Origin of the sequence: Bradyrhizobium pachyrhizi (assembly GCF_029714545.1) — a bacterium.
Classification (GTDB): Bacteria; Pseudomonadota; Alphaproteobacteria; order Rhizobiales; family Xanthobacteraceae; genus Bradyrhizobium; species Bradyrhizobium pachyrhizi.
Genome location: NZ_CP121667.1, coordinates 7653837 through 7666707 on the forward strand (window position 1 = coordinate 7653837; position 12871 = coordinate 7666707).

The following is a 12871-nucleotide window of genomic DNA, read 5'->3' on the forward strand; positions in this document are numbered from 1 at the left end:
ATTTGGTCGGCCACGCATGGCTCCAATCCGCACTCTCGTCTTGTCGCCGTGCCGGATTCGGGCACAACATCCATCAAATAATGACCGACCTTCGCGCTTTGCCCGCACCTGCCACAACGCCACGCCGCTCGCCGCTCAACTGGCTCAATAACCAGCCCTATCTGCTGCTCAGCCTGACGTCGCTGTTCTGGGCTGCCAACATCGTGCTGGCGCGCCATGTCGGCAGCCATGTGCCGCCGGTCACGCTGACCACGATCCGCTGGTTCGGCGTCTTCCTGATCCTGTTGCCGTTCGCCTGGCCGCATCTGAAGCAAGACTGGCCGAAGCTGCGCAGCGCCCTGCCGTTGATGCTGCTGTTGTCCGCGGTCGGCTTCGCCTTCAACAACGCGATCTCCTACTGGGCGATGCAGTACACCGAGGCGCTGAATGCGCTGCTGATCCAGTCCGCGGGGCCGCTGTTCGTGGCGCTGTGGTCGCTGATCCTGTTCGGCGTGCGGCTGACGCCGGCACAGCTGGCCGGCATCGCGATCTCGCTGGCCGGTGTGCTGACCATCATCCTGCGCGGCGACTTCTCCGCGCTCGCCAGCATCAGCTTCAACCGCGGCGACATCATGTTCGGCGCTTCGCTGGTGTCGTTCGGGCTCTATTCGGCGCTGATCCCGCGGCGGCCGAAAATCCATCAGCTCTCGCTGATCTCGTTCACCACCTGCTGCGGTGCGCTGATGCTGCTGCCGGTGGCGGCCTGGGAATTCTTAAACGGCGTGACGCTGAAGCTCGACGTCCTGACCTTTGCCACGCTGGGCTACACGCTGATCTTCCCGTCCACGCTCGCCTATCTGTTCTTCAACCGCGGCGTCGCGCTGATCGGCCCGAACCGCGCCGCGCCGTTCTTTCATCTGGTGCCGGTGTTCGGCTCGGCGATGGCGATCCTGCTGCTCGGCGAGACGCTCGCGCCGTTCCATCTGATCGGCTACGCGCTGGTGCTCGCCGGCGTCATCATCGCCTCGCGGCAAGGATCCGCCAAGACATCGGCGAAGCCCTAGCTGGCGCCGAGGAGATGGTTAGAGCGTTTTCGAGCGAAGTGGGCACCGGTTCGCGTGAAGAAAACGCGTCAAAACAAGAATCCAGAGCTTCGGTTCTGATTCGATCAGAACCGAAAATGCTCAAGTGTGCTGAATGCGAAGTTCGCGCGATTTCGCGGCAGCCATTTTCACGAACTTCGCATTCATAAAGCACACTAGAATCATAAGTTTTGCTAGTGTTCTTATCGAATCCGAAGTTCGCTCCGAAGGTGCGGCAAATGATGCGAACTTCGGATTCGGGACACTAGCCTACCTTGCGCAGGCCGGCGGATTTGCGTGGCGAATGCGACTTTGCCGCCAGCGTTTCCGTGATGAAGTCGATAAACCGCCTCACCTTGGCCGGCACGTGGTTGCGCGAGGCGTAATAGACGTAGAGCGGAAAACGCTCGTCGGGCCAGTCCGGAAACAGCTCGATCAACGCGCCGCTCCTCAGGTGATCGTCGAGGCCGAGATCGATCACCTGCGCGATGCCGAAGCCGGCGAGGCAAGCGCCGAGCTTGGTTCCTGAATCGGTTACGGTGAGCCGCCCGTTGACCGCGACCGGCACGACCTCGCCGCCGCGCCGAAACTCCCAATCGAAGGGACGCCCGGTCGACGCGTCGATTGCATGGATGCACTGATGGTCGCGGCTTGCCAGCTCCCGCGGATCAAGCGGCCGGCCGTGTCGTTCGAGATAGATCGGCGAGGCCACGGTGAGCACGCGCGTATCGAGCACGCGGCGCGCAATCAGCGCCGATGGCGTCGGCTCGCCGAAACGCACCGCCAGATCAAAACCGTCGCTGACCAGATCCGCGATCCGGTCGCGGGTCTCGATACGCAGCTCCATGCCCGGATTCTGCAGCAGGAACTCGCTCAGCTTCGGCGACAGCACCATGCGGGAGAACAGCGGGTCGACATTGACCCGCAGCCTGCCGCGAACCGCATCGCGCGATTTCGAGGTCTCCGCCGCCGCCTCGCCGATCCCCGCCAGATGCGCGGCAACCCGCTCGTATAGCGCGCGTCCTTCCTCGGTGAGCTCGACGACGCGGCTCGTGCGGTGAACCAGCCTGGCATCGAGGCGCGCCTCGAGCTTCGCGATCGCCTTGCTGACCCCGGATTGCGTCATGCCGAGCCGTTCGGCGGCCCGGCCAAAACTGCGCGCATCCGCCAGCGCCGCGAGGACCACCAGGCCGCCAACCAGCCGACCGTCAACTTCGTCCATGCCGATGCCTTTCAGTCATCCAAGAGATGACCGCCCAGTCGTAGCACTCCGCCACCATATCGGCCACTGTCGGTGCACATCACCGGTTCGATCCGGTGCGGGCACCGCCACATCAACCGCCAAGGAGATCATGCAATGAGCGACATCGAGGCCATCGCATCCGCGATCGATGGATATTTCAACCTGATGTACGACGTCGACGATAGCCGGTTCCACGACGTCTTCGCCGATGCCTGCATCGTGCACGGCGTCCGGGACGGCAAGCACACGGTGCGGTCGGCCGCCGAATTCCGCGACTTCATCCGCAGCCGTCCCTCGCCGGCGTCGATGAAATCACCGCGAGAGGAGGCCATCATCAGCATCGACCAGACCGCGTCCGACCTGGCCATCGCCAAGGTGCGCGTCAGGGCCGGCCAAACCGGCTTCATCGACCATCTGGTGTTTCATCGGATCGACGGCCGGTGGCTCATCACCACCAAGGCGTTTCACGTCGCGCAGGTCTTCCCGGCGGGATCGTAGCGTCCCTTACGACCAATTTTCGGAATATTAGAAATATGCCACTGATTTGCCCGACGTGTCAAGCTGTCTGGTCGGGCGCCCGTCGCCCCGGCTCCTTTGCATGGGGTTGTTTTCGATATTTTTGGCAGCGCGCCCCTGCGACGGCCCGGGAGTGGCCATGCGGCGAAAGGCTGCTCCCGGCACGACTTCCGCGGCCATGGCGGCCGGGCTAGCTTCGGCCGCAATGGGCCTGTTCAGGGCCTGCGCGGGGGGACGACGACATGATCATGGGATTCAGAAGATATTGCTGCGTGGCGGCCGCAGCCGCCGCCGCGCTTGCGGCGATATCCGGGGCGGCACTTGCCCAGACCTATCCCACCCGCAACATCACGCTGGTGCTGCCGTTTGCCGCTGGCAGCGGCACCGACACCACGACACGGCTGATCTCCAAGGAGCTCGGCGTGGCGCTCGGCGTCGGCATGGTGATCGACAACCGGGCCGGCGCCAACGGCTCGATCGCGGCGAACTATGTCGCCCGCTCCGCCCCCGACGGCTACACGCTGTTCGTCACCACGAACACGACGCACTCGGCCAATCCGTATCTGCTCAAGACCATGAACTACGATCCGATCAAGGATTTCACGCCGATCGCGCGCACCGGCGACCTGCCCTTCATGCTGGTGATCCATCCGGACATCCCGGCGAACTCGGTCGCCGAGCTGATCGCGCTCGCCAAGAAGGATCCGGGCAAGTACAGCTACGCCAGCGGCTCGTCGTCGGCGAGCGTCTCCGGCGCGACCTTCGCGCGCCTCGCCGGCATCGACCTGCTGCATGTGCCCTACAAGAGCTCACCGCCGGCACTGACCGACGTCATCGCCGGCCGCATCTCGATGATGTTCATCGACGTGCCGACCGGGCTGCCGCACGTCAACGCCAAGGTGCTGAAGCCGCTCGCGGTCACCACCAAGCGGAAGTCGGCGCTGCTGCCGGACCTGCCCACGATGGACGACACCGTGAAGGGTTTCGATATCACCTCCTGGCAGGGCTATCTCGGCCCCGCCAACATGCCGAAGGACGTCGTGGTCAGGCTGAATGCGGAGATCCGCAAGATCATCGAGCGGCCGGATATCAAGAGCCAGCTCGCCGAGCGCGGCATGGAGGCATTCTCCGGTACGCCCGAGGAGTTCGAGGCGTTCCTCAAGGAGCAGCTCGTGCTGTGGGAAAAGCTGATCGCCGACGCCGGAATCGAGAAGCAGTAGGCGGCCGACCTTTCGCTGCGTCTCAAAACACGAATGCCCGGGCGAAGCCCGGGCATCACGCTGGAGTCGATCGATCGCGCAAACCTTACGCCGCGCGCACCTTCTGCAGGAACTCGTCGACCGCGTTGCGCAGCATGCCCGATTGCGTGTCGAGCTCGCGGGCATTCGACAGCACGTCCCCGGCCGCGGTGCCGGTGGCGGCGGCCGCTGACGTGACGCCGCCGATATGGGCGGAGATCTCGCTCGAGCCGGCCGCGACCTGCTGGATGTTGCGCGCGATCTCGCGCGTCGCATCGCCCTGCTGGTCGATCGCGGTCGAGATCGAGGCCGTGATCTCGCTCATCTGCGCGATGGTCGCGGTGATGCCGCCGATCGAGGTCACCGCCTCGCCGGTGGAAGCCTGCATCGCGGCGACCTGCGCCGAGATCTCCTCGGTCGCCTTCGCGGTCTGGTTGGCCAGCGCCTTCACTTCGGAGGCGACTACCGCGAAACCGCGGCCGGATTCGCCGGCGCGCGCCGCCTCGATGGTGGCGTTGAGCGCAAGCAGGTTGGTTTGGGCTGCGATCGAATGGATCAGCTTGACCACCTCGCCGATCTTCTCGGCGCCGGTGGAGAGCGCCTGCACGGTCGCGTTGGTGCGCTCGGCATCGGCCACCGCCTGGCTCGCGACCTCGCTGGAGCGCGCCACCTGGCGGGAGATCTCGGCAACCGAGCTGGAGAGCTCCTCGGCGGCGGCGGCGACGGTGCCGACATTGTTGGAGGCGCTGTCGGACGCAGCGCCGACGGTCGCGGCCCGCGCGCTGGCGTCGCTCGCGGTCGCGGTCATCGACTGCGCCGTGGTCTGCATGCCGGCGGCGGCGGAGGCCACCGTGCGGACGATGCCGTTCACGCTGCGCTCGAAATCGTTGGCGATATTCTCCATCGCACCACGGCGCTCGGCCTCCGCGCGTTCTTTGGTTTCGGCCTCGGCCTGTTCCAGGCCGCGGATGCGAACCGCGTTGTCCTTGAAGACCTGAACCGTAGCCGCCATTCCGCCGACCTCGTCACCGCGGCCGACGCCGGGGATGTCACCGTCGAGCTTGCCGTCGGCGATGTCGCGCATGCGGGCGCCGAGCAGGTTGAGCGGACGGGAGATGCTGCGGCCGATCAGCCAGGCGACCGAGCCGGAAACGATGCCGATGCCGAGGATCGCGAGGCCGAGCAGCCAGGCAATCGGCCGCATCTTGGCATCGATATCGTCGAGATAGGCGCCGGTGCCGAGATACATATCGAAGCCAGGGACCGCGACGGCGTAGCCGAGCTTGCGGATCGGCGTCTCCTGGCCGGGCTTCACATAATCATAGAACAACAGGATCTCGCCCTTGGCCTTCACGCCGTCCATCAGTTCCTGCGAGAGCTTGCGACCATTGGTCACGACGTCCATGCGATTGGTTCCGACCTGCTTCGGATCGGGCGCCAGCACCGTGATGCCGCTGTAGTCGGTGCCGAACAGATAGCCGGCGCCGTTGTCGTAGGTCAGGGTGTTGGCACGCTTGCCGAACTCGGCCAGTGCCGCTTCCTTGGTCAGCTTGCCGGCATCGACATCCTTCTTCAGGCCCGCCGCCATGTTCTTCGCCATCTCGACGATGGCCTTGGCCTGGTCGATGCGCGCATTCATCATCTCACGCTGCATCAGGTGACCGGCGAGGATGCCGGCCGTGCACAGGCCAAGGAGGGTCACCCCCACCAGAATGCCGAGCTTGGGGGTGATCTTCAGATTTGACAGCTTCACGGGGGTCTCCAGAAGAGGCGGGAACGCGACGCGATTGGCGGATTGATTCCGCGCACCGTAATGTGAGACCCTTTACTTGATGGTTACGGAGGTTCCCCGTAGAAGCCCGGAGAATAAGGCCGCGGACCAACCGGCAATTGTGGAGAGAATAGCGCGGCTCGCGTACAAGCACGGGAGGGCGGTGATGCAAGCCGCGCCCCAAGAAGCAAGAAGAATCAAGATCAAGAAGCAAACCAGCAAGAAGCAAGAACAGCAGACTCACATCGGGAGCAGACAATGTCGAAATTCAGGGTGGTCACGCCGAAGGGCGCGAGCTTCACGGTCGCCGGCGGCGGCTACGATTATGAGCGCGAGGCGCTCGATCCGATCGGCGCCGAGATCGTCGAGGCGCCGGCCAACGAGGCCGAATTCATCGCCGCGGCACGCACCGCGGACGCGATCTACGCCAAGGGCATGCCGATCACCAAGGCGGTCATCGACGCGCTCGAGAACTGCAAGGTGATCACGCTCGGCAGCGTCGGCGTCGACTCGGTCGACGTCAAGGCCGCGACCGCCCGCGGCATTCCCGTCACCAACATCCCCGACACCTTCATCGAGGAGGTCGCCGATCACGCCATGATGCTGCTGCTCGCCGGCTTCCGCCGCCTGGTCGAGCAGGACAAGATGGTGCGCACCGGCCGCTGGGCCGAGGGCCGCCCGGCGCTTTTGAAGATTCCGCGGCTGATGGGCCAGACGCTCGGCTTCATCTCGTTCGGCCGGGTCGCCCGTGCGGTGGCCAAGCGCGCCGCGCCGTTCGGCCTCAGGATGGTGGCCTACGATCCCTTCATTCAGGAAACCCTGATGTACGACCACGGCGTGATCCCCTCGACGCTGTCCGAGGTGCTGTCGCAGTCGGATTTCGTCTCGATGCACGCGCCGGCGCGGCCTGAAGTGCACCACATGCTGACCGAGAAGCATTTTCGCCAGATGAAAAAGTCGGCGATCTTCATCAACACCGGCCGCGGCGCCACGGTCGACGAGGAATCGCTGATCAAGGCGCTGCAAGAGGGCTGGATCGCCCACGCCGCGCTCGACGTGCTGGAAAAGGAGCCCCCGTCGCACAACAATCCGATGCTCGGGATGGACAATGTTACCTTGACCGCCCATGTCGCCTCGGCGTCGGCACGTTTTGACGAGGCACGCAAGCGCCGGGTGGGCTACGAATTGTCACTAGTGCTGCAAGGCATGTGGCCGGTAAGCTGCGTCAACCCGTCGGTGCTGCAAAACACCGCGTTGCGCCGCTGGCAGCCCGTCAGCATGGATCGCGGTCCGAACAGCTAGGGCGGGAATGCGCTTTTTCGTGCGGGGCCCGTCTCTTGCGGGCCCTTTGCGCGGCTGGCGACGAGACCAAGACACCTTCACCGGCGGCCAAACGCCGGGAAGGAAAAACAACAACGAAACAAGAAGAATGGGAGTGCGAACGACATGAAGTACGAGATCACGCGTCGCGACGCGCTGGTGCTGGGGGCTTCCGCGGCGGCGCTGGCGGTCACCGGCGCTTCGGCGCAGGGGGCATCGAAGGTGAAGGCTGCCGACGTAGCGGCGCCGTCGCTGCCGATCGAAAAGGACGCCACCTTGCGCATGCTGCGGCCGGTGCGCTTCGTCCAGGCCGACGAGGACGTGTTCCGCGCCAATGCCAAGAAATTCACCGACAAGACCGGTGTCGAGATCAAGGTCGACTTCGTCGGCTGGGAGGACATCAACCAGCAGACCGCCGTGACCTCGAACTCCGGCGCCGGCCCCGACATCATCATCGGCTTCGGCGACGCGCCGCACATCTATATCGACAAGCTGATCGAGCTGACCGATGTCGCCGACTATCTCGACAAGCGCTATGGCGGCTGGCTCACGCTGGCGCGCCGGTACGGCATGCGCTCGAAGTCGAAGAGCTGGGTCGGCCTGCCGTTCGGCGCCTCGGGCGGCCCGCTGGTCTACCGCAAGTCGCTGGTCAACGCCGCCGGCTTCGACAAGGTGCCGGAGGACCACGCCGGCTTCCTCGAACTCTGCAGGAAGCTGAAGGCGGCCGGCAAGCCCGCGGGCTTCGCACTCGGCAACGCGGTCGGCGACGGCAACGGCTTCGCCAACTGGCTGTTGTGGTCGCACAACGCCGCGCTGCTCGATGAGGAAGGCAACATCATCATCAACAGCAAGGAGACGATCGCGGCGCTGAAATATCTGAAGGAGCTGTATCCGACCTTCATCGCCGGCACCCCGTCCTGGAACGACGTTTCCAACAACCGCGCCTACTCGTCGCAGGAAATCGGCCTGACCGCAAACGGCGTCTCGCTGTATTTCTCGCTGAAGAACGATCCCGCGACCAAGGCGATCGCCGACGACACCGCGCATCAGTTCCTGATCAAGGGGCTGGCCCCGACCTCTCCGATGTCCGGCCTGACCTTGAACGCAATGGTGTTCAAGCACAGCAAGTATCCCAACGCGGCGAAGGCATTTCTGCAGTTCATGCTCGAGCACGAACAGTACGAGCCGTGGCTCAACGCCAACTCCGGCTACTGGTCGCAACCGCTGGCGGCCTATGCCGACGCGGCGGTGTGGTCGAGCGACCCCAAGGTCGCTATCTTCAAGGACACGATGCGGAGCCCCTATTACAACGGCTACAAGGGGCCGATCTCGACCGCGACCGGCGCCGTCAACGCCGACTACGTGCTGGTGCAGATGTGCGCCTCGGTCGCGACCGACGCCGCAACGCCCGAGGCCGCCGCAGCGGAAGCCGAACAGCGCGCCAAGCGGTACTTCCGGCGGCAGGGCCGGTAAGATCGACCTCAAGCCGCTGTCATTCCGGGGCGATGCGTAGCATCGAACCCGGAATCTCGAGATTCCGGGTCTGGTGCTAACGCACCATCCCGGAATGACCCTGGAAGTCGGACCGAGACAAGAACCTGATGTCTGTCACCACCCTCCCCTCACGAGGACACGCGCTGCACCAGCCGGGCTGGCTCGCGCGCCTGTTCGACTACAAGCCGTTCCTGATCGTGATGTGCCTTGCGCCCGCGATCGGCCTGCTGCTGGTGTTCCTCACCTATCCGCTGGGCCTCGGCATCTGGCTCGCTTTCACCGATACCACGATCGGCCAGCGCGGCATCTACATCGGACTTGAGAACTTCCAGTATCTGCTCAAGGATCCCTTGTGGTGGAACGCGGTGTTCTATTCGATCTTCTACACCGCGATCGCAACCTTCGGAAAGTTCGCGCTCGGCTTCTGGCTGGCGCTGCTGCTCAACAACCATTTCCCGCTCAAGAGCCTGATCCGCGCCATCGTGCTGCTGCCGTGGATCGTGCCGACGGTGCTCTCCGCACTGGCGTTCTGGTGGATCTACGATCCGCAGTTCTCGATCATCTCCTATCTCCTGGTCGACGTGCTGCACTGGCGCGACAGCAATGTCGACTTCCTCGGCTCGCCCTGGCCGGCGCGGTTCTCGCTGATCGCCGCCAATATCTGGCGCGGCATCCCGTTCGTCGCGATCTCGCTGTTGGCGGGGCTGCAGACCATCTCGCCCTCGCTCTACGAGGCGGCGATGCTCGACGGCGCCACTTCCTGGCAGCGCTTCCGCTACATCACCTTCCCGATGATGATGCCGATCCTGGCGATCGTGATGACGTTCTCGATCATCTTCACCTTCACCGACTTCCAGCTGGTCTACGCCATCACCCGCGGCGGCCCGGTCAACTCGACCCATCTGCTCGCGACACTGGCGTTCCAGCGCGGCATCGCCGGCGGCGAGCTGGGCGAGGGTGCCGCGATCGCCGTCTCGATGATCCCGTTCCTGGTGTTCGCAACATTGTTCAGCTACTTCGGCCTCGCGCGCCGCAAATGGCAGCAGGGAGAAGCCAATGACTGACGTTGCAGCCCAATCCTCCAACGTCGCCAGCGCCACCCCCGATACGATGGCGTGGGACTCCCGCGCCCGGCGCGTGGTGATGATCTATCTGCCGCTCGCCTGCTTCATCCTGATCCTGCTGTTTCCGTTCTACTGGATGGCGGTCACCTCGTTCAAACCGAACGCGGAGCTGCTGAACTACAAGGAGCACAACCCGTTCTGGATCACCTCGCCGACGCTCGCGCATATCAAGCATCTATTGTTCGACACGGCCTATCCGCGCTGGCTGAAGACCACCATGCTGGTGGCGATCGGTTCGACCTTCCTGTCGCTGTTCGCCTCGACGCTCGCCGCCTACGCCATCGAGCGGCTGCGCTTCCGCGGCAGCCCCTATGTCGGCCTCGGCATCTACCTCGCCTATCTGGTGCCGCCGTCGATCCTGTTCATTCCGCTCGCCACCGTGATCGTGCAGTTCGGGCTGTTCGATTCTCCGCTGGCGCTGATCCTCGTCTATCCGACCTTCCTGGTGCCGTTCTGCACCTGGCTGTTGATCGGCTATTTCAAGTCGATCCCCTACGAGCTCGAGGAATGCGCGCTGGTCGACGGCGCGACGCGGTTGCAGATCCTGTGGCGGATCACGCTGCCGCTCGCGGTGCCCGGCCTGATCTCGGCCGGCATCTTCTCCTTCACGCTGTCGTGGAACGAGTTCATCTACGCGCTCGCCTTCATCCAGAGCGGCGCCAACAAGACGGTGCCGGTCGCGATCCTGACCGAGCTCGTCACCGGCGACGTCTATCAGTGGGGCGCGCTGATGGCCGGCTCGCTGCTCGGCTCGCTGCCGGTCGCGCTGTTCTACTCGCTGTTCGTCGACTACTACGTGTCGTCGCTGACGGGCGCGGTGAAGGAGTAACCAAGCTTCCGGCGTCTTGAAGCGAACTCAATCTATCCCCGTCATCCTGATGAGCGCGAAGCGCGTCTCGAAGGATCGACGGCCACCGGCCGGGCCGTGCATCCTTCGAGGCTCGCCCAGCGGCGCAAGTGCGCCGCAAGGCTCGCACCTCCAGCGACAAAGGCGAAGCTTTTGCGCGGGGATGACGGGGATGAAATAATGCGGCCTCCAACAATGAGGTCGCACGCTACCGCCGCACAAACGCGACCGGCACGGAAAAGCCCATCGAGCCCTGCGTGATCTCGGACGGAAACGCCGGAAACGGCTGGGCCTGGCGCACCATCGCCAACGCGCGCGCGTCGAAGGTCGGATTGCCGGAGGAGCCGCCGAGATGGCTCGACAGCACCTGCCCGCCGCGGCCGAGCGTGAACACCAGGCGTACCACGCCGCGCTGGCCGTTGCCGCCTGCGGGATAGGAATGGAAGCGCAGCAGATGCGCGCGGACGCGGGCGTTATAGGCCGCGATCGCTGACGCGGCTGCGCCGGCGCTGATCGCGGACGCAGCCGGCGCCTGCCGTTCGGCACGGCTCGGCGCGCTGGTGCGCGGTGCCGGCGTTGCCTCGGACGGCTTTTTTGCTTCCCGACGAACCACCTTCGGCTTGACCGGTTCGGGCCTCCTCTCCGGGACGACTTTCGCGGGCTCGGGTTTCGGCGGCGTGATCTGCGGCTTCTGTTCCGGCGGCGCGACGACGTCGGGCTTCTCCTGCATCGGCGTTGGCGCGATCTCCTGCTGCACGGGCTGCGCGGCGGCAGGCTCCGGCGGCGACGCGTCGGCCTCCTGCATCGCCGGCCCCGGCGGCAGTTCGGTCTCCGAAAGCTCCGGCGCCGAGGTGATCGGCGTCAGGTCGACCAGCACTGCCGGCACCGCGACGCCCGGCGGCGGCGCCGGGACCCAGCTCATGGCAACCGCGAGCACTGCCGCATGCGCCGCCAGGATCGCTGCCGCCGACAGGCCCCAACGCCTCAGCCGGATCTCGCCGCCCGCATCATGAAGCGCGTACGCATTCATAAATCAGCTACGCCCGTCGAGGCCGACCAGCGCGATCTTGAGATAGCCGGCGTTGCGCAGCAGGTTCATCACCTCCATCAGATCGCCATAGCTGACCGCCTTGTCGGCGCGCAGGAAGATGCGCTCGTCCTTCCTGCCTTGCGTGGCGCCATCGAGCGTCGACGTCAGCGTCTCGCGCGCGATCACGTCCTCGCCGACCGCGACGGAAAGATCGGGCTTCACGGTGACGAACACCGGCTTGTCCGGCCGCGGCTGCGGCTCCGCGGTCGAGGCCGGCAGATCGACGCCGAGATCGACGGTTGCGAGCGGCGCCGCCACCATGAAGATGATCAGCAGCACCAGCATCACATCGATGAACGGCGTGACGTTGATCTCATGTGCCTCGACCAGATCGTCGTCGCCGCGACGCCGGCCGCCGAACGCGCCGCCAGTGCCAAGCTTCGCGCCCATCGCCTACTCCGCAGCGCGCGCCAGCCGGAACAGGCTGCGATCGCCCTCGCGGCTGACCAGCAGCATCACCATGACGGAGGCGTCGCCGAGCAACGCGCGGTAAGACGCGATCGAACGGGTCAGGTGATTGTAGATCACGACCGCGGGGATCGCGGCAACCAGGCCGAGCGCGGTTGCAAGCAGCGCCTCGGCGATGCCGGGTGCGACCACCGCGAGATTGGTGGTGTGGGCCTCGGAGATGCCGATGAAGGCATTCATGATGCCCCACACCGTGCCGAACAGGCCGACGAACGGCGCTGTGGCGCCGATCGTCGCCAGCACACCGGTGCCGCGCGCGATCTGCCGTGACATCGCCGCCTCGACCCGCTCCAGCCGCAGCGCGATGCGCTCCTTGAAGCCGTCGTCGAACATGCCGCCGGACAGCGCAGCCTCGCGCGAGGCCGATTGCACGATCTGCGCCACCGCGTCGTTGCTGTCGCGGCTCGCCTGCTCGACCTCGGCAAGCTGGGTGTCACGCTCAAGGAGGCCGATCCCCTGCCGGGCGAGCGCGGTCTTGCGGCGGATCTCGACGGTCTTGGCGAGCCAGATCGTCCAGGTGACGAGCGAGGCGAAGGCGAGCCCTATCATCACCGCCTTCACGACGATGTCGGCGCTTTCGAACATGCCCCAGGGCGAGAGGTTGCGCGGCAGCAGTGCGGCGTCGGCTGCGGCAAGGCTCGTGCCCGGCAGCATGCCGAGCCCGGCCGACGCCGCCATCCAGATGCTTCGCCCAAGCCA

The 12871-nt window shown here is 65.2% G+C and carries 12 protein-coding genes; 7 read left to right on the forward strand and 5 right to left on the reverse strand.

Going from position 1 to position 12871, the window contains the following annotated elements; genetic code table 11:
• Positions 1-80: 80 nt before the first annotated feature.
• Complete coding sequence (locus tag QA639_RS36160; protein ID WP_028333487.1) at positions 81-1043, forward strand: DMT family transporter; 963 nt, start codon at positions 81-83, stop codon at positions 1041-1043.
• Between the two features lie 283 nt (positions 1044-1326).
• Here the strand turns inward: QA639_RS36160 and QA639_RS36165 are convergent, their stop codons facing one another.
• Positions 1327-2283 carry a LysR family transcriptional regulator gene (locus tag QA639_RS36165; protein WP_028333488.1) on the reverse strand — a complete coding sequence of 319 codons (957 nt, stop codon included), beginning with the start codon at positions 2281-2283 and terminating at the stop codon, positions 1327-1329.
• A 135-nt stretch (positions 2284-2418) separates the two neighbouring features.
• On the opposite strand from QA639_RS36165, the gene QA639_RS36170 reads away from it, so the two are divergent.
• The gene (locus QA639_RS36170) at positions 2419-2802 is read left to right on the forward strand and encodes a nuclear transport factor 2 family protein (protein ID WP_038377341.1); all 384 of its coding nucleotides are present in this window, start codon (positions 2419-2421) and stop codon (positions 2800-2802) included.
• 266 nt (positions 2803-3068) lie between these two features.
• Positions 3069-4040: a Bug family tripartite tricarboxylate transporter substrate binding protein gene (locus QA639_RS36175; RefSeq protein ID WP_244978831.1), complete on the forward strand. Its 972-nt coding sequence runs from the start codon at positions 3069-3071 to the stop codon at positions 4038-4040.
• A gap of 85 nt (positions 4041-4125) precedes the next feature.
• Here QA639_RS36175 and QA639_RS36180 read toward each other — a convergent pair whose 3' ends face one another.
• Positions 4126-5811, reverse strand: a complete 1686-nt coding sequence (locus QA639_RS36180; protein ID WP_050382746.1) for a methyl-accepting chemotaxis protein — start codon at positions 5809-5811, stop codon at positions 4126-4128.
• Between the two features lie 276 nt (positions 5812-6087).
• On the opposite strand from QA639_RS36180, the gene QA639_RS36185 reads away from it, so the two are divergent.
• The 4 genes from QA639_RS36185 (at position 6088) to QA639_RS36200 (ending at position 10596) form a co-directional block, all read left to right on the forward strand.
• Positions 6088-7131, forward strand: a complete 1044-nt coding sequence (locus QA639_RS36185) for a C-terminal binding protein (RefSeq protein WP_028333492.1) — start codon at positions 6088-6090, stop codon at positions 7129-7131.
• 144 nt (positions 7132-7275) lie between these two features.
• Positions 7276-8622 carry an ABC transporter substrate-binding protein gene (locus QA639_RS36190; RefSeq protein WP_028333493.1) on the forward strand — a complete coding sequence of 449 codons (1347 nt, stop codon included), beginning with the start codon at positions 7276-7278 and terminating at the stop codon, positions 8620-8622.
• Between the two features lie 128 nt (positions 8623-8750).
• A complete protein-coding gene (locus QA639_RS36195) occupies positions 8751-9707 on the forward strand; it encodes a carbohydrate ABC transporter permease (protein WP_028333494.1) in 957 nt (318 codons plus the stop codon).
• A gap of 46 nt (positions 9708-9753) precedes the next feature.
• Complete coding sequence (locus QA639_RS36200; RefSeq protein WP_016840579.1) at positions 9754-10596, forward strand: carbohydrate ABC transporter permease; 843 nt, start codon at positions 9754-9756, stop codon at positions 10594-10596.
• Positions 10597-10822: 226 nt separating this feature from the next.
• Here QA639_RS36200 and QA639_RS36205 read toward each other — a convergent pair whose 3' ends face one another.
• The 3 genes from QA639_RS36205 to exbB are packed head-to-tail and all read right to left on the reverse strand — an operon-like array spanning position 10823 to position 12850.
• Positions 10823-11644: an energy transducer TonB family protein gene (locus QA639_RS36205; protein ID WP_157348461.1), complete on the reverse strand. Its 822-nt coding sequence runs from the start codon at positions 11642-11644 to the stop codon at positions 10823-10825.
• A 3-nt stretch (positions 11645-11647) separates the two neighbouring features.
• A complete protein-coding gene (gene exbD, locus QA639_RS36210; protein ID WP_028333496.1) occupies positions 11648-12094 on the reverse strand; it encodes a TonB system transport protein ExbD in 447 nt (148 codons plus the stop codon).
• Between the two features lie 3 nt (positions 12095-12097).
• Complete coding sequence (gene exbB / locus QA639_RS36215) at positions 12098-12850, reverse strand: tonB-system energizer ExbB (RefSeq protein ID WP_244978834.1); 753 nt, start codon at positions 12848-12850, stop codon at positions 12098-12100.
• Positions 12851-12871 lie beyond the last annotated feature (21 nt).

Bases quoted from the DNA above. Each gene is read 5' to 3' on its own strand.
- QA639_RS36160 (WP_028333487.1), top strand. From the start codon at position 81: ATGACCGACCTTCGCGCTTTGCCCGCACCTGCCACAACGCCACGCCGC.
- QA639_RS36165 (WP_028333488.1), bottom strand. From the start codon at position 2,283: ATGGACGAAGTTGACGGTCGGCTGGTTGGCGGCCTGGTGGTCCTCGCG.
- QA639_RS36170 (WP_038377341.1), top strand. From the start codon at position 2,419: ATGAGCGACATCGAGGCCATCGCATCCGCGATCGATGGATATTTCAAC.
- QA639_RS36175 (WP_244978831.1), top strand. From the start codon at position 3,069: ATGGGATTCAGAAGATATTGCTGCGTGGCGGCCGCAGCCGCCGCCGCG.
- QA639_RS36185 (WP_028333492.1), top strand. From the start codon at position 6,088: ATGTCGAAATTCAGGGTGGTCACGCCGAAGGGCGCGAGCTTCACGGTC.
- QA639_RS36190 (WP_028333493.1), top strand. From the start codon at position 7,276: ATGAAGTACGAGATCACGCGTCGCGACGCGCTGGTGCTGGGGGCTTCC.
- QA639_RS36195 (WP_028333494.1), top strand. From the start codon at position 8,751: ATGTCTGTCACCACCCTCCCCTCACGAGGACACGCGCTGCACCAGCCG.
- QA639_RS36200 (WP_016840579.1), top strand. From the start codon at position 9,754: ATGGCGTGGGACTCCCGCGCCCGGCGCGTGGTGATGATCTATCTGCCG.
- QA639_RS36205 (WP_157348461.1), bottom strand. From the start codon at position 11,644: ATGAATGCGTACGCGCTTCATGATGCGGGCGGCGAGATCCGGCTGAGG.
- exbD (WP_028333496.1), bottom strand. From the start codon at position 12,094: ATGGGCGCGAAGCTTGGCACTGGCGGCGCGTTCGGCGGCCGGCGTCGC.
- exbB (WP_244978834.1), bottom strand. From the start codon at position 12,850: ATGGCGGCGTCGGCCGGGCTCGGCATGCTGCCGGGCACGAGCCTTGCC.